This is a genomic window from Streptomyces sp. 130 (assembly GCF_007096885.1).
Taxonomy (GTDB): domain Bacteria; phylum Actinomycetota; class Actinomycetes; order Streptomycetales; family Streptomycetaceae; genus Streptomyces.
Map to the genome: position 1 here is coordinate 258,935 of NZ_VJNO01000002.1, position 23,460 is coordinate 282,394.

Annotated in this window: 26 protein-coding genes, 1 tRNA gene and 1 riboswitch; of the genes, 9 read left to right on the forward strand and 18 right to left on the reverse strand. The window is 69.6% G+C overall.

Annotated elements, in window-relative coordinates; translation table 11 throughout:
* Window positions 1–24: 24 nt before the first annotated feature.
* Genes FKN01_RS03365 through FKN01_RS03380 form a run of 4 tightly spaced genes read right to left on the reverse strand, consistent with a single transcriptional unit; the run spans window position 25 to window position 3,430 of the window.
* Window positions 25–684 (reverse strand): DUF1707 domain-containing protein, encoded by a 660-nt coding sequence (locus FKN01_RS03365; protein ID WP_143616370.1) that lies wholly within the window; start codon window positions 682–684, stop codon window positions 25–27.
* A gap of 31 nt (window positions 685–715) precedes the next feature.
* On the reverse strand, window positions 716–1,741 hold the full coding sequence (locus FKN01_RS03370; protein WP_143616178.1) for an ATP-binding cassette domain-containing protein: 1,026 nt from the start codon (window positions 1,739–1,741) through the stop codon (window positions 716–718).
* A gap of 23 nt (window positions 1,742–1,764) precedes the next feature.
* The gene (locus FKN01_RS03375) at window positions 1,765–2,637 is read right to left on the reverse strand and encodes an ABC transporter permease (RefSeq protein ID WP_398930849.1); all 873 of its coding nucleotides are present in this window, start codon (window positions 2,635–2,637) and stop codon (window positions 1,765–1,767) included.
* Entirely contained in the window at window positions 2,630–3,430 is an 801-nt protein-coding gene (locus tag FKN01_RS03380) for an ABC-2 family transporter protein (RefSeq protein WP_143616179.1), read from the reverse strand. Before FKN01_RS03380 ends, FKN01_RS03375 begins: the two co-directional genes overlap by 8 nt.
* A gap of 172 nt (window positions 3,431–3,602) precedes the next feature.
* Here FKN01_RS03380 and FKN01_RS03385 point away from each other — a divergent pair, with 172 nt between their 5' ends.
* Window positions 3,603–5,978: a transglycosylase domain-containing protein gene (locus FKN01_RS03385; RefSeq protein WP_143616180.1), complete on the forward strand. Its 2,376-nt coding sequence runs from the start codon at window positions 3,603–3,605 to the stop codon at window positions 5,976–5,978.
* A 19-nt stretch (window positions 5,979–5,997) separates the two neighbouring features.
* Here FKN01_RS03385 and FKN01_RS03390 read toward each other — a convergent pair whose 3' ends face one another.
* From FKN01_RS03390 to FKN01_RS03400, 3 genes are all read right to left on the reverse strand, one after another.
* Complete coding sequence (locus FKN01_RS03390) at window positions 5,998–6,318, reverse strand: multidrug efflux SMR transporter (RefSeq protein WP_143616181.1); 321 nt, start codon at window positions 6,316–6,318, stop codon at window positions 5,998–6,000.
* Window positions 6,319–6,357: 39 nt separating this feature from the next.
* Window positions 6,358–6,426: riboswitch (guanidine-III (ykkC-III) riboswitch) on the reverse strand.
* A 112-nt stretch (window positions 6,427–6,538) separates the two neighbouring features.
* Entirely contained in the window at window positions 6,539–6,877 is a 339-nt protein-coding gene (locus tag FKN01_RS03395; RefSeq protein ID WP_018105628.1) for a co-chaperone GroES, read from the reverse strand.
* Window positions 6,878–6,920: 43 nt separating this feature from the next.
* Complete coding sequence (locus FKN01_RS03400) at window positions 6,921–7,241, reverse strand: DUF3618 domain-containing protein (RefSeq protein ID WP_143616182.1); 321 nt, start codon at window positions 7,239–7,241, stop codon at window positions 6,921–6,923.
* A 127-nt stretch (window positions 7,242–7,368) separates the two neighbouring features.
* Here FKN01_RS03400 and bcp point away from each other — a divergent pair, with 127 nt between their 5' ends.
* The 5 genes from bcp to FKN01_RS03425 all read left to right on the forward strand — a co-directional run bounded on the left by bcp (window position 7,369) and on the right by FKN01_RS03425 (window position 11,117).
* Window positions 7,369–7,836, forward strand: coding sequence for a thioredoxin-dependent thiol peroxidase (gene bcp / locus FKN01_RS03405; protein WP_073863676.1), 468 nt, complete (start codon window positions 7,369–7,371; stop codon window positions 7,834–7,836).
* 174 nt (window positions 7,837–8,010) lie between these two features.
* The gene (proP, locus tag FKN01_RS03410; RefSeq protein ID WP_143616183.1) at window positions 8,011–9,507 is read left to right on the forward strand and encodes a glycine betaine/L-proline transporter ProP; all 1,497 of its coding nucleotides are present in this window, start codon (window positions 8,011–8,013) and stop codon (window positions 9,505–9,507) included.
* Between the two features lie 148 nt (window positions 9,508–9,655).
* Window positions 9,656–10,315: an HNH endonuclease signature motif containing protein gene (locus tag FKN01_RS03415; RefSeq protein ID WP_143616184.1), complete on the forward strand. Its 660-nt coding sequence runs from the start codon at window positions 9,656–9,658 to the stop codon at window positions 10,313–10,315.
* On the forward strand, window positions 10,312–10,974 hold the full coding sequence (locus FKN01_RS03420) for an HNH endonuclease (protein ID WP_143616185.1): 663 nt from the start codon (window positions 10,312–10,314) through the stop codon (window positions 10,972–10,974). Before FKN01_RS03415 ends, FKN01_RS03420 begins: the two co-directional genes overlap by 4 nt.
* Before the next feature lie 59 nt (window positions 10,975–11,033).
* Window positions 11,034–11,117: transfer RNA gene (locus tag FKN01_RS03425), tRNA-Leu, on the forward strand.
* Window positions 11,118–11,157: 40 nt separating this feature from the next.
* On the opposite strand, the gene rdgB is transcribed toward FKN01_RS03425, so the two are convergent.
* A complete protein-coding gene (gene rdgB / locus FKN01_RS03430; protein ID WP_143616186.1) occupies window positions 11,158–11,760 on the reverse strand; it encodes an RdgB/HAM1 family non-canonical purine NTP pyrophosphatase in 603 nt (200 codons plus the stop codon).
* A 25-nt stretch (window positions 11,761–11,785) separates the two neighbouring features.
* Window positions 11,786–12,346, reverse strand: coding sequence for a TetR/AcrR family transcriptional regulator (locus tag FKN01_RS03435; RefSeq protein WP_143616374.1), 561 nt, complete (start codon window positions 12,344–12,346; stop codon window positions 11,786–11,788).
* Between the two features lie 162 nt (window positions 12,347–12,508).
* On the opposite strand from FKN01_RS03435, the gene FKN01_RS03440 reads away from it, so the two are divergent.
* Window positions 12,509–14,095, forward strand: coding sequence for a carboxylesterase/lipase family protein (locus FKN01_RS03440; protein ID WP_143616187.1), 1,587 nt, complete (start codon window positions 12,509–12,511; stop codon window positions 14,093–14,095).
* 112 nt (window positions 14,096–14,207) lie between these two features.
* On the opposite strand, the gene FKN01_RS03445 is transcribed toward FKN01_RS03440, so the two are convergent.
* From FKN01_RS03445 to FKN01_RS03455, 3 genes are all read right to left on the reverse strand, one after another.
* Window positions 14,208–14,600: a hypothetical protein gene (locus tag FKN01_RS03445; RefSeq protein WP_143616188.1), complete on the reverse strand. Its 393-nt coding sequence runs from the start codon at window positions 14,598–14,600 to the stop codon at window positions 14,208–14,210.
* Between the two features lie 123 nt (window positions 14,601–14,723).
* Window positions 14,724–15,461: a ribonuclease PH gene (gene rph / locus FKN01_RS03450; RefSeq protein WP_143616189.1), complete on the reverse strand. Its 738-nt coding sequence runs from the start codon at window positions 15,459–15,461 to the stop codon at window positions 14,724–14,726.
* A 96-nt stretch (window positions 15,462–15,557) separates the two neighbouring features.
* Window positions 15,558–15,791, reverse strand: a complete 234-nt coding sequence (locus tag FKN01_RS03455; protein WP_143616190.1) for a glucose PTS transporter subunit EIIB — start codon at window positions 15,789–15,791, stop codon at window positions 15,558–15,560.
* Window positions 15,792–16,014: 223 nt separating this feature from the next.
* On the opposite strand from FKN01_RS03455, the gene FKN01_RS03460 reads away from it, so the two are divergent.
* On the forward strand, window positions 16,015–17,271 hold the full coding sequence (locus FKN01_RS03460; protein WP_143616191.1) for a PTS transporter subunit EIIC: 1,257 nt from the start codon (window positions 16,015–16,017) through the stop codon (window positions 17,269–17,271).
* A gap of 264 nt (window positions 17,272–17,535) precedes the next feature.
* Window positions 17,536–18,783, forward strand: a complete 1,248-nt coding sequence (locus tag FKN01_RS03465) for a PTS transporter subunit EIIC (protein ID WP_143616192.1) — start codon at window positions 17,536–17,538, stop codon at window positions 18,781–18,783.
* A 77-nt stretch (window positions 18,784–18,860) separates the two neighbouring features.
* Here FKN01_RS03465 and FKN01_RS03470 read toward each other — a convergent pair whose 3' ends face one another.
* The 6 genes from FKN01_RS03470 to FKN01_RS03495 form a co-directional block, all read right to left on the reverse strand.
* Complete coding sequence (locus FKN01_RS03470) at window positions 18,861–19,613, reverse strand: MBL fold metallo-hydrolase (RefSeq protein ID WP_143616193.1); 753 nt, start codon at window positions 19,611–19,613, stop codon at window positions 18,861–18,863.
* A gap of 263 nt (window positions 19,614–19,876) precedes the next feature.
* Window positions 19,877–20,827, reverse strand: coding sequence for a PLP-dependent cysteine synthase family protein (locus tag FKN01_RS03475; RefSeq protein ID WP_143616194.1), 951 nt, complete (start codon window positions 20,825–20,827; stop codon window positions 19,877–19,879).
* The gene (locus FKN01_RS03480; protein WP_143616195.1) at window positions 20,827–21,105 is read right to left on the reverse strand and encodes a MoaD/ThiS family protein; all 279 of its coding nucleotides are present in this window, start codon (window positions 21,103–21,105) and stop codon (window positions 20,827–20,829) included. Before FKN01_RS03480 ends, FKN01_RS03475 begins: the two co-directional genes overlap by 1 nt.
* Window positions 21,106–21,232: 127 nt before the next feature.
* A complete protein-coding gene (locus tag FKN01_RS32970; protein WP_260696758.1) occupies window positions 21,233–21,358 on the reverse strand; it encodes a putative leader peptide in 126 nt (41 codons plus the stop codon).
* A gap of 119 nt (window positions 21,359–21,477) precedes the next feature.
* Window positions 21,478–21,909, reverse strand: coding sequence for a Mov34/MPN/PAD-1 family protein (locus FKN01_RS03490; protein ID WP_143616197.1), 432 nt, complete (start codon window positions 21,907–21,909; stop codon window positions 21,478–21,480).
* 92 nt (window positions 21,910–22,001) lie between these two features.
* Entirely contained in the window at window positions 22,002–23,450 is a 1,449-nt protein-coding gene (locus FKN01_RS03495; protein ID WP_143616199.1) for an amino acid permease, read from the reverse strand.
* Window positions 23,451–23,460: the final 10 nt, after the last annotated feature.

A 23,460-nucleotide genomic window follows, 5' to 3' on the forward strand; every position in this document is an offset into this window, starting at 1 on the left:
GCGCCACTCCCGGAACGCGCGCCCTCAGCGCCCCTCGCCCTTCTCCAGCCGGCCCCGCTCGCGCGCGGCCTCCCGCAGCCGCTGCTTCTCCGCCTTGCTGCGCTTGTGCTCCACCCCTACGCCGCCCATGAGCGCGAAACCGGTGATCCGGACCCGGGGCGCGTCGGGCGCGGGCGCCGACTCGTCCTTGACGTCCTCCCCGAAACCACCCATGATGCCGATGCCCCGGACCTCCACATTGAGATCCGGCGGAACCGTCACATGGATACCGCCCATGATCGTGAAGCAGCGGATCACGGTCTCGCGGGCCTCGAAATTCGCCTCGCGCAGGTCGATGCTGCCGCCGCCCCACATCGCGAACGCGGTGAAGACCCGGCCGACCGTCCATCTGCCCCGGCGGCCGAACCCGCCCCAGAACGCGAACGCGCCGCTCGACGTGGCCGGCTTCCCGATCCGCTCCGGCCAACGCGCCGCCGAACCCGGCCGGGGCCGCACGGCCGGCGACGACGAGGCGGAGCCGGCGGCCGGCAGATCACGGACGAGCGGCTCCAACTCGCCGTGCGTCCGCGCCTTGTAGGCGCTGTCGAGGCGCTGCTCGAACTCCTCCATCTCCAGGCGCCCTTCGGCGACCGCCTCACGCAGGATCTCGGCCACCCGTTCACGTTCGGCGTCGGAGGCACGCATGTCGGGGAGTTCGCTCGTCATGGCACGCAGCCTATTGAACCGCCGCGCCCACGTCACCGGCTCCCCCGGCCGTCCCGGACGCGTACATCTTCGCGATCACCGCCTCGATGTCGGGCTCCCGCACCGAAAGGTCCGCCAACGGGTACTCCGCGGCGATCCGCGCCACCAGCGGAGCCGCCGACGCGGACGCCGGGAAGGCCAGCCACTGGCGCGGCCCCTCCACCTTCACCGTCCGCACCGAGGGCTCCGACTCCAAGCGGATCGGCGGGAGTTCGCGCTCCAGATCGACCACGAGCGTCCGCTCGCTCTCCCCCACCTCGTGCAGCCCGGCCGGCGCACCGTCGTACATCAGCCGGCCGCGGTCGATCACCATCACCCGGCCGCACAACTGCTCGATGTCCGTGAGGTCATGCGTCGTCAGCAGCACCGTCGTCCCGCGCTCCGCGTTCAGGTCCCGCAGGAACTGCCGCACCCTGGCCTTCGACACCACATCGAGGCCGATCGTCGGCTCGTCCAGATACAGCACCTCCGGATCGTGCAGCAGCGCCGCCGCGATGTCCCCCCGCATCCGCTGCCCGAGCGACAGCTGACGCACCGGCACGTCCAACAGGTCACCCAGGTCCAGGAGTTCGACACAACGCTCCAGATTGGCCCGGAAGCGCGCGTCCGGCACCCGGTACATGCGGTGCATCAGCCGGTACGAGTCGCGCAGCGGCAGGTCCCACCACAACGTCGTACGCTGCCCGAAGACCACCCCGATCCGGTGCGCCAGCCGCGTGCGCTCCCGCGAAGGATCGATGCCCGCGACGCGCAGCGAACCACCGCTCGGCGTCAGGATGCCCGTCAGCATCTTGATCGTGGTCGACTTCCCGGCCCCGTTCGGCCCGATGTAACCGACCATCTCCCCGCGCTGCACCCGGAAGCTGATCCCGTCGACCGCCCGCACCTGACGCCGCTCACCGCGCAGGAAGCCCGTCCTGCGCCGGACGTCGAAGACCTTCTCCAGCCGGTCCAGCTCGATGAAGGCCGCCCCGCCGCCCGTCTCCGTACCACCCATGCCGCTCCCTCTCCCGTCCCGTCTCAACTTCCCGTGCTCCGGTACGACCGCAGCCCCGCCCGCCACGCCAGACCCGCCCCGGCCGCGCCCCCCCCGGCCACCACCGGCGGCAGGAACGCCACCCACGACGGCAGCCCCAACGGCAGCTCCCGCCCCAGCACGTACAGCGCCGGAAGCCAGTTCACGAAGGCCAGCGGCACCACGAACGTCACCCCGCGCACCAGGTCCTTCGCGAAGATCGTCGGCGGATACTGGAGCAGCGTGTTCCCCCCGTACGTGAACGAGTTCTGCACCTGCGAGGCGTCCTGCGCGACGAACTGGAACGCCCCGCCCGCCACGAACACCGCCCCGAAGATCACCGCCCCGCTCAGCAGCATCAGCGGCAGCACGACCGCCCGCGCCACCGTCCAGTCGATGTCCGACGCCACCAGCCCGTAACCCAGCACCAGCACCCCCTGCGTGATCCGCCCCAGCCTGCGCAGCGCGAAACGGTCGGCCGCCACCTGCGCGAGGACCGGCACGGGCCGCACCAGCAACGTGTCCAGCGTGCCGTCGCGCACCCGGCGGCCGAGCCGGTCCATCGACCCCATCAGCAGATCCGCCAGACCGAAGGCCGTCCCCGAAGCCCCGTACAGCAGTGCGATCTCCTGGAGCGAGTAGCCGCCCAGCGCGTCGACGTGCGCGAACATCAGCATGATCGTCACGAAGTCGAACGCCGTCGCCGTGAAGTTGCCGACCGCCGTCATCAGGAACGACGCCCGGTACGCCATCGTGGAGCGCAGCCACATCGACACGATCAGCCCGTACGCCCGCACCCCCTCGACCAGCCGCGGGCGCGGCGCGAACACCGCCTCCTCCCGCACCCCCGGCGCGGCCGCCTCCGCCACCTCAGCCACCCTGGACCACCACCCTCCGCGTCGCCACCGACTGCACCATCCGCCCCACCAGCAGCAACACCACGGCCCAGGCCGCCTGGAACACGTACACCCGCACCAGACCCCAGCCCGTGTGCTTGCCCAGGAACACATCCGCCGGCACCTGGAGCAGCGCCGACCACGGCATCAGCCGCGCCACCTCACCCAGCAGCCCCGGGAACAGGCTCAGCGGCAGCAGCATCCCCGAGAAGAACAGCCCCGCCAGGAAGGCGATCTGCGCCGCGCCCGCCCCGTCCATCAGCCAGAAGGCGGACAGCGCCACCAGATAGCGGATCGCGAAGCTCACCACCACCCCCAGCGCCACCGCCACCAGGAACGCCAGCCACGGCCCCGCCGACCCCGGCAGCGCCAGGTCGAACGCCAGCCCGCCGAGCACCATCGGCACGATGCCGCGCCCCAGCAGATGGAAGGCCGCCCGCCCCAAGTCCTGCGCCAGCCACCACAGCTGGAGGTCGACCGGCCGGTACAGGTCCACCGCGATGTCGCCCGTACGGATGCGCTCGATCAGCTCGTCCTCGAAACCGCCGCCCATCATCACGCAGGTCATCAGCAGCGCCTGGCCCAGCCAGACGAAGGTGAGCGCCTGCGGCATGTCGTAGCCACCGAGCCGCGGCCGCTCGTCCCACAACGCCATGTACGTGTAGGCGAGGATGAAACCGAAGACGGTGTTGGTGAACACGCCCGCCACCGTCTCCATCCGATAGGTGGCGTACCGGCGGAAACCACCCGCCGCCACCACCGCGTAGACCCGCACAGCAACCGCCTCCCCGTCAACGGGTGCCGCACCGCGCGTGGACACCAAAGCGCAGAACCCTAGCCCGGCCGGGACAGCCGCCGCGAGCGCTTTTCGGCCGTCGATCCAAGGGATATGCGCCAGAAAAGGGCACTATGGGGGAACTGACCGCGGCCGAGGAGTCTGCACCGACATGAGCGACGAGCCACAGCAGCAGAACGGGGACACCGACCCCCCGGGCTGGGCCCCCAGGGACCTGCCTGCCGACGCCGCCGCCCCCACCGGTGAAGGCCCGCCGGCAGGCGAGAACACCGGCGGCAAGAAACCCGGCAAGGCCAAACGCCCCAAGCGCACCGGCTGGCGGCGGCTCATCCCCACCTGGCGCATGGTCCTCGGCGGCGTACTCCTCATCGCCCTGCTCCTGATCGGCGGCTTCATCGCCGGCTACCAACTGGTCGACATCCCCGCCGCCAACGCCAGCGCCACCGCCCAGTCCAACGTCTACCTGTACGCCGACGGCACCGTCATCGCCCGCGACGGCGACGTCAACCGCGAGAACATCAAGCTCGCCCAGGTCCCCCGCAGCGTCCAGCACGCCGTCCTCGCCGCTGAGGACCGCGACTTCTACTCCGAACGCGCCGTCGACGTGAAGGCGATGTTCCGGGCCGGCTGGAACACCCTCACCGGCAAGGGCAAACAGGGCGGCTCGACCATCACCCAGCAGTACGTCAAGAACTACTACCTCGGCCAGGAACGGACCGTCGTCCGCAAGGTCAAGGAATTCTTCATCGCCATCAAGCTCAACCGCGAACAGTCCAAGGACCAGATCCTGGAGGGCTACCTCAACACCAGCTACTTCGGCCGCAACGCCTACGGCATCCAGGCCGCCGCCCAGGCGTACTACGGCAAGGACATCGGCGACGTCACCACCGCCCAGGGCGCGTACCTCGCCTCCCTCCTCAACGCCCCCAGCGCCTACGACGTCGTCGCCCTCCCCGAGAACAAGTCCGCCGCCGTCGCCCGCTGGAACTACGTACTGGACGGCATGGTCAAGGAGAAGTGGCTCGACCCCGCCGAGCGCGAGGCGATGACCTTCCCCGTCCCCGGCCCCGTCAAGCCCGCCAACAGCCTCTCCGGACAGCGCGGCTACATCGTCAAGGCCGTCGAGGACTACCTCGTCGGCAACGACATCCTCGACGAGAAGACCCTCGCCGCCCGCGGCTACCGCATCACCACCACACTCCAGCGCGAGAAGCAGAACGCCCTCGTCGAAGCCGTCGAGGACAAGGTCATGTCCAAGACCGACGACGACCGCGCACCCGACCGCAACGTCCGGGTCGGCGGCGCCTCCATCGACCCCGCCAACGGCCACGTCGTCGCCATGTACGGCGGCATCGACTACACCCGCCAGTACGTCAACAACGCCACCCGTCGCGACTACCAGGTCGGCTCCACCTTCAAACCGTTCGTCTTCACCTCCGCCGTCGCCAACGGCTCCACCACCCAGGACGGCCGCCGCATCACCCCCAGCACCATCTACGACGGCACCAACAAGCGCATGGTCGAAGGCCCCGACGGCCCCACCGGCTACGACCCCGCCAACGAGGACGACCGCAGCTACGGCCCCATCACGGTGACCGAAGCCACCGACAAGTCCGTCAACGCCGTCTACGCCCAGATGGCCGAGGACGTCGGCCCCGAGAAGGTCCGGCAGACCGCCATCGACCTCGGCATCCCCAAGGACACCTCCGCCCTCCCCCCCCCCCCCTCCATCGCCCTCGGCGTCGCCACCGCCAGCGTCCTCGACATGACCGAGGCGTACGCCACCCTCGCCGCCCACGGCAAGCACGGCGCCCACGTCCTGGTCAGCGAGGTCACCAAGGACGGCGAGAAGGTCACCCTGCCCGGCCGCACGGTGAAGCAGGCCGTCAGCCGCGAGGCCGCCGACACCACCACCTCGATCCTGCGGAGCGTCGTCGAGGGCGGCACCGGAACCGCCGCCAAGGGCGCGGGCCGCCCCGCCGCCGGAAAGACCGGAACCGCCGAGGAGGACCGGGCCGCCTGGTTCGCCGGCTACACCCCCGACCTCGCCACCGTCATCGCCGTCATGGGCCAGAACCCCGACACCGGCGCCCAGAAACCCCTCTACGGCGCACTCGGACTCCCCCGCATCAACGGCGGCGGCGCCCCCGCCGAAACCTGGGCCCAGTACACCGCGGCAGCCCTCAAGGGCACCCCCGCCCACAGCTTCGACCTCGACGTGGAGGAGGGCACCGACGACACCGCGCTGCCCACCGCCCAGTCCACCGCCCCCGGCGACACCGGCCGCCGCACCCCCTCGGCCACCCCCCGCCGCACCCGGTCCACCACCCCGTCCCAGCCCCCCTCCGCCCCGCGCACCACCCCCGGCACCACGGACAACCCGGCCGGAGGCACCGGCGACGGAGGCACCACGGACGGCGGGACGGACACGGGCGGCGACGGCGGGGACACCGGGGGCGGGGGCGGCGACACCGGCGGCCCCCTCGACGGACCCAAAGGCACGCGGGCCCCCAGCACCCGCCCCTGAACCGGGCCCGGCGCGGGCGTCAGTGCCCCGAAGTGGCCTTCAGCCCCACCACGGACACCAGCAACAGACACACGAAGAAGATCCGGGCCGCCGTCACCGGCTCGTGCAGCACCACCATGCCCAGGACCGCGGCACCCGCCGCGCCGATCCCGACCCACACCCCGTACGCCGTACCGATCGGCAGCGTCCGGGCCGCGTGCGACAGCAGCATCATGCTCGCCACGATCCCCAGACCCGTGAACACACTCGGCCACAGCCGGGTGAACCCCTCGGTGTACTTCATCCCGATCGACCAGGCCACCTCCAGCAGACCGGCGACCACCAGCAGAACCCACGCCACGACAGCACCTCCGACGAGACAGAACACGCCAACAACACGGATGCGTCGTCTTTGCGAAACCCGGTACGGCGCGTCTCGTCGGGTCCCACCACCGTAGCAAAGGACAGCCGAAGGGCCCGGTGACAACCGTCACCGGGCCCTTCGCCCACGAAACGAATACGACGCTAGGGATACGTCTCCACGGATACGTCGTTAGGGATACGTCTCCACGGATGCGGATCTACAGATACAGCCCGGTCGAGTCCTCCGAACCCTCGAACCGGTCCGCGGCCACCGCGTGCAGGTCGCGCTCGCGCATCAGCACGTACGCCACACCCCGCACCTCGACCTCCGCCCGGTCCTCCGGATCGAACAGCACCCGGTCACCCGGCTCGACCGTCCGCACGTTCTGCCCCACCGCCACCACCACGGCCCACGCCAGCCGACGGCCGACCGCGGCCGTCGCGGGAATCAGAATGCCGCCGCCGGAACGCCGCTCGCCCTCGGGCGACTCGGACCGGACCAGCACTCGGTCGTGCAGCATCCGGATGGGCAGCTTGTCGTCGGTGTTCTCGCTCACGCCCCGCAACCTACCGGGCGGCGCGCCCGCCACGCGCGAGGGGTCAGCGCTTGCCGCGCCGCGAGGAGACGACCACCAGTCCGACCACGCCCACCGTGAGCAGCGCCGCCGGGATCACCCGCTCCAGCCGGGGGCTGCCGGTCTCCGAGACGAACTGTGCCTTCACGTCCGACACCGCCCGGTTCACCGCCACGTACGCCCGGCCGGCCGTCCGGTCCACCGTCCCGGCGACCTTCGCCTTCGCGTCACCCATGATCGTCTTCGGGTGCACCCGCACCCCGATCTCATCGAGTACCACCGCAAGCCGCTCGCGCCTGCTGATGATGTCCGCCTCGATCTGCGCAGGGGTCCTGGCATCCGACACCGCGCCGCCTCCGTGGTCCTCGTCCGGTAAACCTTCATCGACAGTCTGTCAGTTCCGCCGCATCCGCACCCGGCGGCACCCCCATTACGCTCGGTCCCTTAGACCCCACGTACCAACGAGGAGAACCATGAGCGAGCGCCTCACTCCCGGCGACACCGCCCCCGCCTTCACCCTCCCCGACGCCGACGGCAACGACGTCTCGCTCGCGGACCACAAGGGCCGCAAGGTCATCGTCTACTTCTACCCCGCGGCGCTTACCCCCGGCTGCACCAAGCAGGCGTGCGACTTCACGGACAACCTCGACCTGCTCGCCGAGGCCGGCTACGACGTCATCGGGGTCTCCCCGGACAAGCCGGAGAAGCTCGCGAAGTTCCGCGAGAAGGAGAACCTCAAGGTCACACTGGTGGGCGATCCGGCCAAGGAGACCCTTGAGGCGTACGGCGCGTACGGCGAGAAGAAGCTCTACGGCAAAACGGTGACGGGCGTCATCCGGTCCACCGTCGTGGTGGACGAGGAGGGCAAGGTCGCCCACGCCTTCTACAACGTCAAGGCCACCGGCCATGTCGCCAAGATCATCAAGGACCTCAAGATCTGAGGTACGGCGGGGACGGTCCGCGAGCCGCACGGAACGGACCGAAACAGGCCATTCACTGGGCTGAATGGCCGAAATCATGTGACGGACATCCCATTCCTCCGTCGAACCGGTTTGCGGCCGCCATGTCCGCGCAGAAGCCTTTCCTGTAACAGTTGCCGAGGAAAGGAACCGGCCATGGCGGCCTCCGACCCCCACCAGGTGGCCGACCCGGAAGCGGTCAAACGCCACCCCGCGCTGTTCCGTGCCATCCGGAAGCGCCAGAACCCCAAGCTGCGGCGCACCGACATCACGGTCACGGACGACCAGGCGGTCAAGCGCGCGGTCAAGGCGGCCTCCCTCGGCAACGCCATGGAGTGGTTCGACTTCGGCATCTACTCCTACCTGGCCGGCACCATCGGCGACGTCTTCTTCCCGTCCGGGAACGACACCACCGAGCTCCTCTCCTCGTTCGCCACCTTCGCGGTCGCCTTCCTCGTACGGCCCCTCGGCGGCATGTTCTTCGGCCCGATGGGCGACAAGATCGGCCGCAAGAAGGTCCTCGCCCTCACGATGATCATGATGGCGATCGGCACCTTCGCGATCGGCGTGATCCCCTCCCACGAGTCCATCGGCGTCTGGGCCGCGGTCCTGCTGATCTTCTTCCGCATGCTCCAGGGCTTCTCGACGGGCGGCGAGTACGGCGGCGCCTCGACCTTCATCGCGGAGTACGCCCCCGACAAGCGACGCGGCTTCTTCGGCAGCTTCCTGGAGTTCGGCACGCTCGCCGGTTACGTGGGCGCCGCGGGCCTGGTGACCCTGCTGTACGCGGTCCTCAACGACGCCCAGATGGAGTCCTGGGGCTGGCGCGTACCGTTCCTCGTCGCCGGCCCGCTCGGCCTCGTCGGCCTCTACCTGCGACTGCGCCTGGACGAGACCCCGGCCTTCCAGAAGCTGGAGGGCGGCACGGCACACGCCACGGAGGCGGCGGACAGCGTCGAGACGACGGCGAAGGGCGACCTCGCGAAGATCTTCCGCGACTACTGGCCGACGCTGATCCTCTGCATCTGCCTGGTCGGCGCGTACAACATCACCGACTACATGCTGCTGTCGTACATGCCGACGTACCTCTCCGACGAGCTCGGCTACAGCGAGACGCACGGCCTGCTGATCCTGCTCGGCGTCATGGTGTTCCTGATGCTGATCATCAACCAGGTCGGCAAGCTCTCCGACCGCTTCGGCCGCAAGCCCCTCCTGATGACCGGCATGCTCGGCTTCCTGGTCTTCTCCCTCCCGGCGTTCCTCCTGATCCGCCAGGGCAGCATCGCCGCGATCATCATCGGCATGCTGATGCTGGGCCTCTCCCTGGTCTGCATGCTCGGCACGATGTCGGCGGCGCTCCCGGCCCTGTTCCCGACGAACGTCCGCTACGGCTCGCTCTCGGTGGGCTACAACCTCTCGGCGTCGATCTTCGGCGGTACGACTCCGCTGGTGATCACGGCCCTGATCAGCGTCTCCGGCACCAACCTGATGCCGGCGTACTACTCGATGGCGGCGGCCCTGGTGGGCGTGATCGCGGTGGCCTGCATGAAGGAAACCGCGAACCGCCCGCTGGCGGGCTCCCCGCCGTCGGTGGAGACGACGGAGGAGGCGGAAGAACTGGTCGCGGCCCAGACCCCGGACCCGAAGTTCTGACCCCCGCCCCCGGCCACGGCCCGTACGGCTTCCCCTCGAAGCGGTACGGGCCGTTCCGCATCTTGTCGGATATCGGACGTGACACTCCGATAGTCGGTTCGTTACTCCGTACGGGGCCGCGAACGCGCGGCCGGATGCGGAGGGGAATATGCCAGCCAGCCCTTATACACGCGAGCGGCTCTCGGAGGCCGTCTCATCGTCGCGAACGCTGTCCGAAGCATTGACGAAACTCGAGGTCGATCCGAAGAGCAGCACCCGGGCCTACCTCCGCGAACGGATTCGGAAGATGGGGCTGGACACCAAGCACTTCGAGCGCGAGGGGACTCGCTGGACCAAAGAAATCCTCGAGCCCGTGGTCGCTGCGTCAAAAAGCGTGCAGGAGGTACTGCGGCGCCTCGGACTCGACCTGGTCGGCGGACACCACACGAACATCAGTCGGAGGATCAAGGCGTATGGCCTCGACACATCGCACTTCGCGGCACCGTCAAGGAAGGGCGAGACGCGCCGCCGGCGCCCGGAGGAACTACTCGTCGACCGGACTCAGACACTCGCTCACCGCGTCCCCGGCGAGCGACTGAAGCGAGCCATGATCGCCATGGGTGTCCCCGAGTGTTGCGCCCAGTGCGGCACTGAACCCGTCTGGCGGCACCAGCCTCTGCCTCTTGAGGTCGATCACGTTGACGGCAACTGGCGGAACAACCAGCCTCAGAATCTGAGACTTCTCTGCCCGAACTGTCACTCGACAACCGACACATACCGAGGTCGCGGCAAGAAGAGGCGCACACTGGCGCGGAGTGAGGGCCAGTGAGTTCGGGAATCCGCTACACACGGGAACTGCTGGTCGAAGCTGCGGAGAAGTGCGCCAACATCCAGGAGGTCATCGACTTTCTGGGCACCCGCCCCTACGGGCAACTCGGACGCCATATATTTCGCCGCTTCGAGCATTTCGGGATCGACGTGTCCCACTTTCCACGCCGCGGCTGCCGCGGAGCAGGGGACCGTCCCTCACCAGCGGAACTCGCAGCTGCCGTGGCCTCAGCCGTTTCCATCGCCGACACCTTGAGGCGACTGGGCCGCACCGACAACGCGAGCCAGCGGAAGCAGTTGCGCGCCTGGCTCGCGGAGGAGGGGCTCACCATCAGCCACTTCCTGGGGCAAGGACATCAACGGGGGCGTGCCGGAACCACCCCGCTGAAGCCCGCTGACCGCATCTTGGTGCGGCACGATGGCCGTCACCGCACGAAGGCCGCGCTGTTGCGACGCGCTCTCCGCGAGGTCGGCGTCCCCGAAGAATGCGCCGAGTGCGGAACAGGCACGATCTGGCGGGGTAAGCCGATGACGTTGGAGGTTGATCACATCAACGGAGACTGGGGAGACGATCGCAGAGAGAATCTGCGGCTCCTGTGCCCGAACTGCCATGCGGTGACCAGCACGTGGTGCAGGGGCGGCACCCGCGCGCGGCGTTGAAAGAGGGCTGATACCCACTGCACTCCCTCCGCAGAGGGCAGTAAGCTGAGACCAGCTGCGCGGCCGTAGCCAAACTGGTATCGGCGGGTGTTTTAGGGGCATCTGGGAGAAATCCTGTGTGGGTTCGAATCCCACCGGCCGCACACCGTGATGGGCCGCCCTCCGGGGCGGCCCATCGGCGTCTCACCCCACCAGCTCCCGCACCACCGGGGCCAGGGCGCGGAACGCCTTGCCCCGGTGGCTGATCGCGTTTTTTTCCGCCGGGGTCAGTTCCGCGCAGGTGCGCGTCTCGCCGTCCGGCTGGAGGATCGGGTCGTAGCCGAAGCCGTAGCCGCCGGCGGGGGTGTGGCGGAGGGTGCCCGTCAGGCGGCCCTCGACCACGCGCTCCGTGCCGTCCGGGAGGGCCAGGGCGGCGGCGCAGGCGAAGTGGGCCCCGCGATGGGGGTCGGAGATGTCACCGAGCTGGGCGAGGAGCAGGTCCAGGTTGGCGCGGTCGTTGCCGTGGGTGCCGGACCAGCGGGCCGAGAAGATGCCGGGGGCGCCGCCGAGGACGTCCACGCAGAGGCCGGAGTCGTCGGCGATCGCCGGGTGACCGGTGGCCTGGGCTAGGGCATGGGCCTTGAGCAGGGCGTTCTCGGCGAAGGTGACGCCGGTCTCCTTGACGTCGGGCACCTCCGGATAGGCGTCGGCGCCGACGAGCTCGTGGTCAAGGCCCGCGTCGGCGAGGATCGCGTGGAGTTCGGTGATCTTCCCGGCGTTGCGGGTGGCGAGGATGAGGCGGGTCATGCGCCCAGTATCGCCCGGTCCGGTGTCACGTTTCGTCGGGCAGGGCGGCGGCCAGGGCGCGGATGCCGGCCAGCACCTCGTCGGCGGTGGGGGCCGACTCCGGGTCGGTGATGTGCTGCATCATCAGACCGCCGACCAGGGCGAGCTGCACCGAGCCGAGGGTGCGCACGGTCTCCTCGGAGAGTTCGTCCTCGGGCGTCCCGGTGACCTCGTGGGCCATGCCGCTGCGCCCCTGCCGCAGTCCTGAGGCGACCTGCTCGCGGAGCTCCGGGTCGCGCTGGGCGCGCAGGATCGTCTCCAGGTTGGCCAGCCAGAAGGTCCTGTCGGCCGAGAACGCCTCGATCAGGCGGTGCCAGAGGGCCTGGACATCGCCGTCGCGCCCGGCCGGCCCGAGGGCCTGCCCGCCCGAGTCGAGCGCTTCGAAGAGGGCCTGGTTGAGCAGGGCCTCCTTGGAGCCGAAGTGGTAGCCGATGGCCGCCATGCTGACGCCCGCCGCCGAGGCGAGGTCGCGGACCGTGGTGCGTTCGTACCCCTTCTCGAAGAGGCACTTCCTGGCCGCTTCCAGCAGCTTCTCGCGGTTTCCCATTCCCATGCGCCGCATCCTAGGGCGGCCCGAGGGGGTGGGGCGAACGCCTGACGCGCACGTCTTGCGCGACCGCCTCATACATACGTCTTGCACGATCGCCCAATGCGCCGCTACGTTGGTCCCGCAGGCGCACCGAAGACCACGTCGAGCTCTGGAGTCCGTATGAGTCCCCTGAAGTCCCGTGTCACCGCCCTCGCCGCGGCCGTCGTCGGCTCGGCGCTGACCGCAGCGGTCGCGGCACCGGTCGCCGAGGCCTCGGAGCGCCCCCTCCCCGCCCGGGTGGTGACCGCCGAAGGCCCCGTGCAGGGGGCGGTCACCGGCGCGGTGCGCACGTTCCAGGGCATCCCGTACGCGGCTGCGCCGACCGGCGAGCTGCGGTGGAGGAAGCCGCAGCCGGTCCGGCCGTGGTCCGGCACGCTGGATGCCCGGACGCCGGGGAACGCGTGCGCGCAGCCCACGGACCAGCCGATCGCGATCGCGGGCGGGGGCAGCGAGGACTGCCTGTATCTGAACGTGACGACGCCGGCCGGCCGGTCGGCGAGGCCCCGGCCGGTGATCGTGTGGATTCACGGCGGGAGCTTCGCGTACGGGGACGGGGCGAGCTACGGCGCGGCGAAGCTGGCGGCGGCGCGGCAGGGCGCGGTGGTGGTGACGGTGAATTACCGGCTGGGGGCGTTCGGGTTCCTGTCGGCGCCCGGTCTGCGGGCTCCGGCGAATCTGGGGCTGCTCGACCAGCAGGCGGCGCTGCGGTGGGTGGCGCGCAACGCGGGTGCGTTCGGCGGGGATGCGGGCAATGTGACGCTCATGGGCCAGTCGGGCGGGGCGTACAGCGTGTGCGCCCAGCTGGTGTCACCGGGGGCGCGGGGGCTGTTCCACAAGGCGATTCTGCAGAGTGCGGGGTGTGTCGGGCCGGACGGTTCGTTCACCCGGGCGCGGGCGGAGGAGCAGGGCGAGGCGGTCGTCGCGGCGGCCCTGGGCGGGGGCGTGGGGGATGTCGACGCCCGTATGCGGGCCCTGTCGACGGCCGACCTGGTCGCCGCGTCGGTGTCCGGTCATGACGGGTACCGGCCGGTGGTGGACGGTGAGGTGGTGCCGGAGGCGCCGGCGCGGGCGATCGCGGCGGGGCGGTTCGCGCGGGTGCCGGTGCTGCACGGTTCGACGCGCGACGAGATGAGCGGGCTGGCCGGTATGGACGAGCTCATGACGGGGAGGCCGCTGACCGCGGAGGGGTACGCGGAGAAGGTGGCGGCGCGGTTCGGGGCGGACGCGGCGGCGGTGCTGGCGGAGTATCCGGTGGAGCGGTACGCGGCTCCGGGGGCGGCGCTGTCGGCGGTGCTGACGGATGCGGAGTGGTCGACGGCGGCACTGGACACCCAGCGGGCGCTGGCGCGGCACACGTCGGTGTACGCGTACGAGTTCGCCGAGGCGTCGGCGCCGTATTTCCGGAACGTGCCGCGTCCGGCGAGCTTCTCGCTGGGTACGGGTCACATGACGGATCTGGCGTACCTGTTCGAGAACGAGCTGTTCGAGCCGTTGGACGCGGCGCAGGCGGGGCTGTCGGAGACGGTGGTGGGTTATTGGAGCCGGTTCGCGAGCACCGGTCGGATGGACGGTCCGGGGCTGCCGGCGTGGCGGCGGTTCACGGACGGCGACGCGTATGTGCAGCGTCTGGCGTCGGGGCGCGTCGGCCGGACGGATTTCGCGGCGGACCACCACTACGCGTTCTGGAAGGGTCTCGCCTCGTCGTGAGCCGAACCGGGCTGAGCCGAGCCGAGTTGAGCTGAGCCGAGCCGAACCGGGTTGAGCTGAGCCGGGTCCGGGTGTCCCCGGCGGTCTGGGTGCCGCCGGGGGCATCCGTGCGTCAGGGGGTGCAGACCTTGGCGATCTCGCCGGCGGCGTCGGTGACCGGCGTGATGTCGGGGGTGGCGTCGCCCTTGTCGATGGCGTCGCGGACGTTGGTGACGCCGGAGCGGAGGTCGTCCACGGCCTTGGAGAGGTCGGCGTCGTCCGTCTTGTCGCCGAGGTTGCCGAGCTCGTCCTGGATCTGGTCCAGGGCTTCGGATGCCTGGGTGGGGTCGTTGGAGGCGTTGGTCACGGCCTGGCGGAGGTTGTCGACGCTGGTGGCGATGGCGTCGGCGGTGCGGACGCAGTCGAGCGTCTTGTCGAGGGCGCCGCAGCCGGCCGCGGCGGTGGCGGTGACGAGTACGGCGGTGACGGCCAGTGCGGTGCGGTGGAGCCGGTGGCGCGCGGCCATGGTGTGGTCCCTCCCCGGGTGCGGATGCGCGGACGGGCGCACGGTTCGACCCGTGCGCCCGTATGCGTATCGACGCCGCTGGGTGGGGCTTGGTTGCCTCTTTACCTTTTCGGTCTGCCTTTTTCAGGCGCCCAGGGTGGTGGCCAGTGCCTCGGTCTGGAGCTTGGCGAGGTCGACGCAGCCGGCGGTGGCGAGGTCGAGCAGGGCGCCCAGCTCGGTGCGGTCGAAGGGCTGGGCCTCGGCGGTGCCCTGGACTTCCACGAAGCGGCCGTCGCCGGTGCAGACGACGTTCATGTCGGTCTCGGCGCGGACGTCTTCCTCGTAGCAGAGGTCGAGGAGCGGGGTGCCGTCCACGATGCCGACGCTGATGGCGGCGACGGTGCCGGTCAGCGGCTTGCGGCCGGGCTTGATGATCTTCTTGCCCTGGGCCCAGGCGACGGCGTCGGCGAGGGCGACGTAGGCGCCGGTGATGGCGGCGGTGCGGGTGCCGCCGTCGGCCTGGAGGACGTCGCAGTCCAGGACGATGGTGTTCTCGCCGAGGGCCTTGTAGTCGATGACGGCGCGCAGGGAGCGGCCGATGAGCCGGCTGATCTCGTGGGTCCGGCCGCCGATCTTGCCGCGTACGGATTCGCGGTCGCCGCGGGTGTTGGTGGAGCGGGGCAGCATCGAGTATTCGGCGGTGACCCAGCCTTCGCCGCTGCCCTTGCGCCAGCGGGGGACGCCTTCGGTGACGGAGGCGGTGCAGAAGACTTTGGTGTCGCCGAAGGAGATGAGCACGGAACCTTCGGCGTGCTTGCTCCATCCGCGTTCGATGGTGACGGGTCGGAGCTGGTCGGCGGTGCGGCCGTCGATACGAGACATGGCGCCGAGCCTATCGGGTGGCGGGGGGCCCGGTTTCCGGGTGCGCCGCAGGCCCCGTCCGGGGTGGGCGGGGCCTGCGGGGGTGGGTTCAGGCGGTCACATCATGTCTTCGATCTCCGCCGCGATCGGGTCCGCGTCGGTGCCGATGACGACCTGGATCGCGTTGCCCATCTTGACGACGCCGTGCGCGCCGGCGGCCTTGAGCGCGGCTTCGTCGACCTTGCTGGGGTCGACGACGTCGGTGCGGAGGCGCGTGATGCAGCCCTCGACCTCTTCGATGTTCTCGAGTCCGCCGAGCCCGGCGACGATCTTCTCAGCCTTGCTGGCCATGGCCTTCTCCCTGGTTCCTCATGTGCGTGCGACGGCCCACCATGGGTCCGTTTCGTCACGGTAACGCACGGTTGGCCCAACTTCTCGGGCGGGCAACCGCACGGTCCCCAATGATGACGATCACCGGTGCCCCGCCTTCCGGGCCGGGCTCCGCACCGTATCGCGACTGGTCTACACCAGTATGCGACGACCGCCAAACCAGGCGTGTTCCGGGAGGATGCCGATGAGTTCGAACGCGGCCGCGCTACCGCAGCGGAAGTGGTGGAACGGGCCGGTCCAGGGCCTGCAGAAGGTCGGCCGCAGCCTGCAGCTCCCGGTGGCGGTCCTGCCCGCGGCGGGCCTGCTGGTGAGCCTGGGCAACCTCTTCGACTCCTCGTTGCACGGCCGCTTCTGGGACAAGACCGCGAAGGTCCTCCTCAACGGCGGGAGCGCGATCCTCGACGGTGAGCTGGGCCTGCCGCTGCTCTTCTGCATCGGGGTCGCGATCGGCTTCGCGAAGAAGGCGGACGGCTCGACGGCGCTCGCCGCGGTGGCCGGTTTCCTGGTCTACCGGGGGGTGCTGACGGCGTTCCCGGTGGACGGTTCGGTGACCAAGGACGTCCCGGAGGGGGTGCCGCAGAATCCGGGGGTGCTGGGCGGGATCATCATCGGGCTGCTGACCGCCGTGGTCTGGCAGCGCTACCACCGCACCAAGCTGGTCGACTGGCTCGGCTTCTTCAACGGCCGCCGGCTGGTCCCGATCCTGATGGCCTTCCTCTGCGCGGTCCTGGGCGTGCTGTTCGGACTGCTGTGGCAGCCGGTGGGGGACGCGCTGACCTGGTTCGCCAAGCAGCTGATCGATCTGGGCGCCTGGGGCGCGGCGATCTTCGGTTTCGCCAACCGGTTGCTGATCCCGATCGGCATGCACCAGTTCCTGAACACGTTCTTCTGGTTCCAGGCGGGCGAGTTCACCGGCGACGGCGGGACGGTCCAGGGCGACATCTCCCGGTTCTTCGCCGGGGACCCGTCGGCCGGGCAGTTCACCTCGGGCTTCTTCCCGATCATGATGTTCGGGCTGCCCGCGGCGGCGCTGGCCATCGCGCACACCGCGCGGCCGGAGCGGCGCAAGGAGGTGGCGGGGCTGATGCTGTCCGTCGCGCTGACGTCGTTCGTGACGGGTGTGACGGAGCCGCTGGAGTTCTCGTTCCTGTTCGTCGCGCCTCTGCTGTACGGGGTGCACGCGATCCTGACCGGTGTGTCCATGGGCGTGACCTGGGCGTTCGGGGTGCACGCGGGGTTCAGCTTCTCGGCCGGGCTGATCGACTACGTCGTCAACTGGCACCTGGATACGAAGCCGTGGCTGATCATCCCGATCGGGCTCTGCTTCGCGGTGGTCTATTACGTGATCTTCCGGTTCGCGATCACCAAGTTCAATCTGCCGACCCCCGGGCGCGAGCCCGAGGAGGTGGAGGAGGACATCGAGAGGAACCTCACGAAATAGCCATTACGCAAGGTCTCTGATCTTGTGAGCGGGGCCCCCGGACCATGCGGTCCGGGGGCTTTTCGCATGTCACGGTGCGTATGCGTCAGCTGCTGCGAAGTAGTCGCAAATTGCAGGTTCCTTATCTAACCCTCACCGTGCTACAACTGGTCTACACCACTCAGTGGTCCAGACCACGTGAAGCTTCGCGCGACACGTTTCTCGAGTCGTCGCCCACCCAAAACCCCCTGTCCCCGGCGGCGCCTTGCTTACTGGAGGAAGTTGATGAGTACGGCCACCGCTACGGCGGCCCCCGCGAAGAAGCGGGGCTCCGGCCTGTTCCAGGGCCTGCAGAAGGTGGGTCGCAGCCTGCAGCTGCCGATCGCGGTGCTGCCGGCCGCCGGCATCATGGTGCGCCTGGGCCAGGACGACATCTTCGGCAAGGACGGTCTTGGCTGGGACAAGGTCGCCGCCGTCTTCAACAACGCGGGCGGTGCCATCACCGGCAGCCTCCCGATCCTGTTCTGCATAGGCGTGGCCATCGGTTTCGCCAAGAAGTCCGATGGCTCGACCGCGCTCGCCGCGCTCGTCGGCTTCCTCGTCTACAGCAAGGTCCTGCAGGCCTTCCCGGTCACCGAGGCCGTGATCCAGAAGGGCGCGGACACCGCCGCGACGTACAACGACCCCGGTGTCCTGGGCGGCATCATCATGGGTCTGCTCGCCGCGGTCCTGTGGCAGCGGTTCCACCGCACCAAGCTGGTCGACTGGCTCGGCTTCTTCAACGGCCGCCGCCTGGTCCCGATCATCATGGCCTTCGTCGGCGTCATCGTCGGTGTCTTCTTCGGCCTGGTCTGGGAGCCGATCGGTGACGGCATCTCCAACTTCGGCGAGTGGATGACCGGTCTCGGCTCCGGCGGCGCCGCCCTGTTCGGTGGCGTCAACCGCGCGCTGATCCCGATCGGCATGCACCAGTTCGTCAACACCGTCGCCTGGTTCCAGCTCGGTGACTTCACCAACTCGGCCGGCGAGGTCGTCCACGGTGACATCACGCGCTTCCTGGCCGGCGACCCGAGCGCCGGTATGTTCCAGTCCGGCTTCTTCCCGATCATGATGTTCGGCCTCCCGGCCGCCGCGATCGCCATCGCGCACTGCGCCCGCCCCGAGCGCCGCAAGGCCGTGATGGGCATGATGGTCTCGCTCGCGCTGACCTCGTTCGTCACCGGTGTGACCGAGCCGATCGAGTTCTCGTTCATGTTCATCGCGCCGGTGCTGTACGTCCTGCACGCCGTGCTGACGGCCGCCTCGATGGCCATCACCTGGGGCCTGGGCGTCCACGCGGGCTTCAACTTCTCGGCCGGGTTCATCGACTACGCACTGAACTGGACCCACGCCACGAAGCCGTGGATGATCATCCCGATCGGTCTGGTCTTCGCGGTGATCTACTACGTGACCTTCCGCTTCGCGATCGTCAAGTTCAACCTCACCACCCCGGGCCGCGAGCCCGAGGAGGAGGTCGAGGACCTGACCAAGTAGGTCCGGCCCGGCAGCTCGAAGCCCTCACCCTCCCGGCGGAAGGTGAGGGCTTCGTCGTACGCGTACGGGCGCGTCGCTCAGATTTCGTACACCGCGCCCGGCGCCGCGAGCTCCGTCGGGCCGGTGAAGACCTCGCGGGCGTCGGCGAGGTTGCGCTCGGCGTCGGTCCACGGCGGGATGTGCGTGAGCACGAGGCGTCCGGCGCCCGCCCGGGCCGCCAGCTCGCCGGCCTCGCGGCCGTTGAGGTGGAGGTCCGGGATGTCCTCCTTGCCGTGCACGAAGGACGCCTCGCAGAGGAAGAGGTCCGTGCCCTCGGCCAGCTCGTCCAGGGCCTCGCAGATGCCGGTGTCGCCGGAGTACGTGAGCGAGGAGCCGCCGTGCTCGATGCGGATGCCGAACGTGTCCACGGGGTGCCGGAGCTTCTCCGTACGCACCGAGAAGGGGCCGAGCTCGAACCAGCCCGGCTTCAGCGTGTGGAAGTCGAAGACCTCGCTCATCGCGTGGTCGGACGGGGTGTCGGCGTGCGCGGTGGTGAGCCGCTGCTCCGTGCCCTCGGGGCCGTAGACCGGGAGGCGGGCGGGGCGGTCGCCGCCGTGCGGGTAGTAGCGGACGACGAAGTACGCGCACATGTCGATGCAGTGGTCGGCGTGCAGGTGGCTGAGGAAAATGGCGTCGAGGTCGTAGAGACCGATGTGGCGCTGCAGCTCGCCGAGGGCGCCGTTGCCCATGTCGAGGAGCAGCCGGAAGCCGTCGGCCTCTACGAGGTAGCTCGAGCATGCCGATCCCGCGGAGGGGAAGGAGCCGGAGCAGCCGACGACGGTGAGCTTCATGGAGCGTGAACCTCCGAGACGTGGGAACGGGGAGGGTTCGTGCGGTTCTCGCGGTGCGGGTTCGTTGAGCGTAAGGCGCGAAAGTGCGGGTCGCTCCTTCGGGGTGGCTCGTTGTGGGGGAACTCACCTGCGCTGTCACCGGTTCGGGTGGCCTTCCCCTGCCCGCCCCTTCCCGTGACCGGGGCGCCGCCCCGGACCCCGCTCCTCGAACGCCGGAGGGGCTGGATCCGGCAGCAGCCGGATCCAGCCCCTTCGGGCACGGGTTACGCCCAGAGCTGGCCCTGCAGCGTGGCGATCGCCGCCTCCGTGGTCGGCGCGGTGTACACGCCCGTGGACAGGTACTTCCAGCCTCCGTCGGCCACGACGAAGACGATGTCAGCGGTCTCCCCCGCCTTCACCGCCTTGTTGCCGACGCCGATCGCGGCGTGCAGCGCCGCTCCCGTGGAGATGCCCGCGAAGATCCCCTCCTGCTGGAGGAGTTCGCGGGTGCGGGTGACCGCGTCGGCGGAGCCGACCGAGTAGCGCGTGGTCAGCACCGACGCGTCGTACAGCTCGGGGACGAAGCCCTCGTCGAGGTTGCGCAGGCCGTAGACGAGGTCGTCGTAGCGCGGCTCGGCGGCCACGATCCTGACGCCCTCGACGTGCTCCCGCAGGTACCGGCCGACGCCCATCAGGGTGCCGGTCGTGCCGAGCCCCGCGACGAAGTGGGTGACCGAGGGGAGGTCGGCGAGGATCTCCGGGCCGGTCGTCGCGTAGTGCGCGCCCGCGTTGTCGGGGTTGCCGTACTGGTAGAGCATCACCCAGTCCGGGTGCTCGGCCGAGAGCTCCTTGGCGACGCGGACCGCGGTGTTGGAGCCGCCGGCCGCCGGCGAGGAGATGATCTCGGCGCCCCACATGGCGAGGAGGTCGCGGCGTTCCTGGGAGGTGTTCTCGGGCATCACGCACACGATGCGGTAGCCCTTGAGCTTGGCCGCCATGGCGAGCGAGATGCCGGTGTTGCCGCTGGTGGGCTCCAGGATCGTGCAGCCGGGGGTGAGCCGGCCGTCCTTCTCGGCCTGTTCGACCATGTGGAGCGCGGGGCGGTCCTTGACGGAGCCGGTGGGGTTGCGGTCCTCCAGCTTGGCCCAGATGCGGACGTCGTCCGAGGGTGACAGCCGCGGCAGGCGGACGAGCGGGGTGTTGCCCACTGCGGCGAGCGGGCTGTCGAAGCGCATCAGTTCATGCCGCCGGCGACGGCCGGGAGGATGGTGATGCTGTCGCCGTCGCTGAGCTTGGTGGAGATTCCGTCCAGGAAGCGGACGTCCTCGTCGTTCAGGTAGACGTTGACGAAGCGGCGCAGCTGGTCGCCGTCCACGATCCGCTCGCGGATGCCGGTGTGGCGGGTCTCCAGGTCCGTGAAGAGGTCGGCGAGGGTGTCGCCCTGGCCCTCGACGGCCTTGGCGCCGTCGGTGTAGGTGCGGAGGATGGTCGGGATGCGGACCTCGATGGCCATGGCGTGGGCTCCTGTCGAAGCGGAGTGGTGGCGGTGGGCGTGGGGCGTGCGGCTCTGCCCCCGCGCGGGGGTCGGTACGTGGTGCGGTGGGCGCCCGGCCGGTCGGCGGAGCCCGGGGTGGCCCGGCTCAGACCGCGCGGCCGGCGGACCGGTGGTTCGTACAGATCGCGCTGGAGAGGCGGCACAGGTCGACGTGCAGGCGCGCCACGAGCAGCGAGCCCGGCGTCTTGTCACTCACGTCATGGGGAACCATGCGGTCATCGTATCGATTCCCGGTCCGGGATTCGGAGTGTGATCTCACCTGGTGGATGTTTGACGTTCGGTGGGCGGACAGGGCCGTGTCCGCGCGGCCCTGTCGCACCGGTGGGGTGTTCAGGCGGCCGGGTACGCCTCCACCACCCGGACCTCCTCCTCGGTGATCTCGCCGTCCACGATGCGGTACGAGCGGAACTGGAAGGGGCCCTCGTCGTCGGTGTCCGCGGTGGACACGAGGACGTAGTGGGCGCCGGGCTCGTTGGCGTACGTGACGTCGGTGCGCGAGGGGTACGCCTCGGTCGCGGTGTGCGAGTGGTAGACGATCACCGGCTCCTCGTCGCGGTCGTCCATCTCGCGGTAGAGCTTGAGCAGGTCGGCGGAGTCGAACTCGTAGAAGGTGGGCGAGCGCGCGGCGTTGAGCATGGGGATGAAGCGCTCGGGGCGGCCGCTGCCGGCGGGTCCGGCGACGACGCCGCACGCCTCGTCGGGGTGGTCGGCGCGGGCGTGCGCGACGATCTGGTCGTACAGCGTCTGGGTGATGGTCAGCATGGCGCCCAGGATAGGACGGCGGGCCCCCGCGTACCGAGGAGTGGTACGCGGGAGCCCGCATCGTGGGACGGCCCGGGTCGGGGGCGTGCGGTTCAGCGCTTGACGCGTTCCGCGAAGGCCTTGCCCTCCGGGTTCCTGGACTTCAGGACCAGGTAGGAGACGCCGAGGATGAGGGCCCAGAGCGGGGCGCAGTAGAGCGAGATCCTGGCGTCCTCGTCGATGCCCATCATGACGACGACCAGGGCGAGGAACGCGAGCGCGAAGCCGCTGGTGTACGGGGCTCCGGGGGCCCGGAAGGAGGACTGCGGGAGCAGTCCGCGGTCGGCGAGGCGGCGGTAGCGGATCTGGCTGATCAGGATCATGATCCAGGCCCACATTCCGGAGATGGTGGCGAAGGAGACGACGTAGGTGAAGGCGTCGCCGGGCCACTGGTAGTTGACCCACACCCCGACGAGCATGAGGGCCGCGGAGAAGGTGGTGCCGATGAGCGGGGTGCCGCTGCGGGTAAGCCGGGTGAAGAGCTTCGGTCCCTGGCCGTTGAGCGCGAGGTCGCGCAGCATGCGGCCGGTGGAGTACATGCCGGAGTTGCAGGAGGAGAGCGCGGCGGTGAGGACGACGAAGTTGACGATGCCGGCGCCGACGCCGAGGCCCATCTTCTTGAAGGCTTCCACGAACGGGGAGACGCCGGGCGAGAACTCGGTCCAGGGCACCACCGAGAGGATCATGATCAGGGCGCCGACGTAGAAGACGGCGATGCGCCAGGGCACGGTGTTGATGGCCTTGGGCAGGACGGTCTTGGGGTCCTTGGACTCGCCGGCGGTGACGCCGACGAGTTCGACGGCGAGGAAGGCGAACATCACGATCTGCAGGGTCATCAGGGTGCCCTTGACGCCGTGCGGGAAGAAGCCGCCGTCGGACCACAGGTGGGTGACGGTCGCGGTGTCCCCGGCGTCGGAGAAGCCGAGGGTGAGGATTCCGGCGCAGATGAGGATCATGCCGACGATGGCGGTGACCTTGACCATCGAGAACCAGAACTCCAGCTCGCCGAAGAGCTTCACGGAGATGAGGTTCACGCCGTAGAGAATGATCGTGAAGACCAGGGCCGACACCCATTGCGGGATGTCGAACCAGAACGTCATGTACTGGGCCGCCGCGGTGACTTCGGTGATTCCGGTGACGACCCAGAACAGCCAGTACGTCCAGCCGGTGACGAAGCCCGCGAAGGGGCCGATGAATTCGCGTGCGTACTCCGAGAAGGAGCCCGAGACCGGGCGGTACATGAGGAGTTCGCCGAGTGCGCGCATGATGAAGAAGATGACCAGGCCCGCGATGGCGTAGGCCAGGATGAGGCTGGGTCCGGCTTTGGCGATGGCCTTGCCGGCGCCGAGGAAGAGCCCGGTGCCGATGGCTCCGCCGATCGCGATCATCTGGATCTGGCGGGCGCCGAGTGCTCTTTGATAGCCCTCGGCCGAGGGAGCGGCGTCCACGGCCGCGGCGTGCGGGCCGTCGGGCCCCTTGTCGTCTATCTGCGCCGATGTCATGTGAATGCGC

Bases quoted from the DNA above. Each gene is read 5' to 3' on its own strand.
- FKN01_RS03460 (WP_143616191.1), top strand. From the start codon at position 16,015: ATGAGTTCGAACGCGGCCGCGCTACCGCAGCGGAAGTGGTGGAACGGG.
- FKN01_RS03440 (WP_143616187.1), top strand. From the start codon at position 12,509: ATGAGTCCCCTGAAGTCCCGTGTCACCGCCCTCGCCGCGGCCGTCGTC.
- FKN01_RS03415 (WP_143616184.1), top strand. From the start codon at position 9,656: ATGCCAGCCAGCCCTTATACACGCGAGCGGCTCTCGGAGGCCGTCTCA.
- FKN01_RS03470 (WP_143616193.1), bottom strand. From the start codon at position 19,613: ATGAAGCTCACCGTCGTCGGCTGCTCCGGCTCCTTCCCCTCCGCGGGA.
- FKN01_RS03435 (WP_143616374.1), bottom strand. From the start codon at position 12,346: ATGGGAAACCGCGAGAAGCTGCTGGAAGCGGCCAGGAAGTGCCTCTTC.
- FKN01_RS03365 (WP_143616370.1), bottom strand. From the start codon at position 684: ATGCGTGCCTCCGACGCCGAACGTGAACGGGTGGCCGAGATCCTGCGT.
- FKN01_RS03455 (WP_143616190.1), bottom strand. From the start codon at position 15,791: ATGGCCAGCAAGGCTGAGAAGATCGTCGCCGGGCTCGGCGGACTCGAG.
- FKN01_RS03445 (WP_143616188.1), bottom strand. From the start codon at position 14,600: ATGGCCGCGCGCCACCGGCTCCACCGCACCGCACTGGCCGTCACCGCC.
- FKN01_RS03490 (WP_143616197.1), bottom strand. From the start codon at position 21,909: ATGCTGACCATCACCCAGACGCTGTACGACCAGATCGTCGCGCACGCC.
- FKN01_RS03495 (WP_143616199.1), bottom strand. From the start codon at position 23,450: ATGACATCGGCGCAGATAGACGACAAGGGGCCCGACGGCCCGCACGCC.
- FKN01_RS03370 (WP_143616178.1), bottom strand. From the start codon at position 1,741: ATGGGTGGTACGGAGACGGGCGGCGGGGCGGCCTTCATCGAGCTGGAC.
- FKN01_RS03475 (WP_143616194.1), bottom strand. From the start codon at position 20,827: ATGCGCTTCGACAGCCCGCTCGCCGCAGTGGGCAACACCCCGCTCGTC.
- bcp (WP_073863676.1), top strand. From the start codon at position 7,369: ATGAGCGAGCGCCTCACTCCCGGCGACACCGCCCCCGCCTTCACCCTC.
- rdgB (WP_143616186.1), bottom strand. From the start codon at position 11,760: ATGACCCGCCTCATCCTCGCCACCCGCAACGCCGGGAAGATCACCGAA.
- FKN01_RS03480 (WP_143616195.1), bottom strand. From the start codon at position 21,105: ATGGCCATCGAGGTCCGCATCCCGACCATCCTCCGCACCTACACCGAC.
- rph (WP_143616189.1), bottom strand. From the start codon at position 15,461: ATGTCTCGTATCGACGGCCGCACCGCCGACCAGCTCCGACCCGTCACC.
- FKN01_RS32970 (WP_260696758.1), bottom strand. From the start codon at position 21,358: ATGGTTCCCCATGACGTGAGTGACAAGACGCCGGGCTCGCTGCTCGTG.
- FKN01_RS03385 (WP_143616180.1), top strand. From the start codon at position 3,603: ATGAGCGACGAGCCACAGCAGCAGAACGGGGACACCGACCCCCCGGGC.
- FKN01_RS03465 (WP_143616192.1), top strand. From the start codon at position 17,536: ATGAGTACGGCCACCGCTACGGCGGCCCCCGCGAAGAAGCGGGGCTCC.
- proP (WP_143616183.1), top strand. From the start codon at position 8,011: ATGGCGGCCTCCGACCCCCACCAGGTGGCCGACCCGGAAGCGGTCAAA.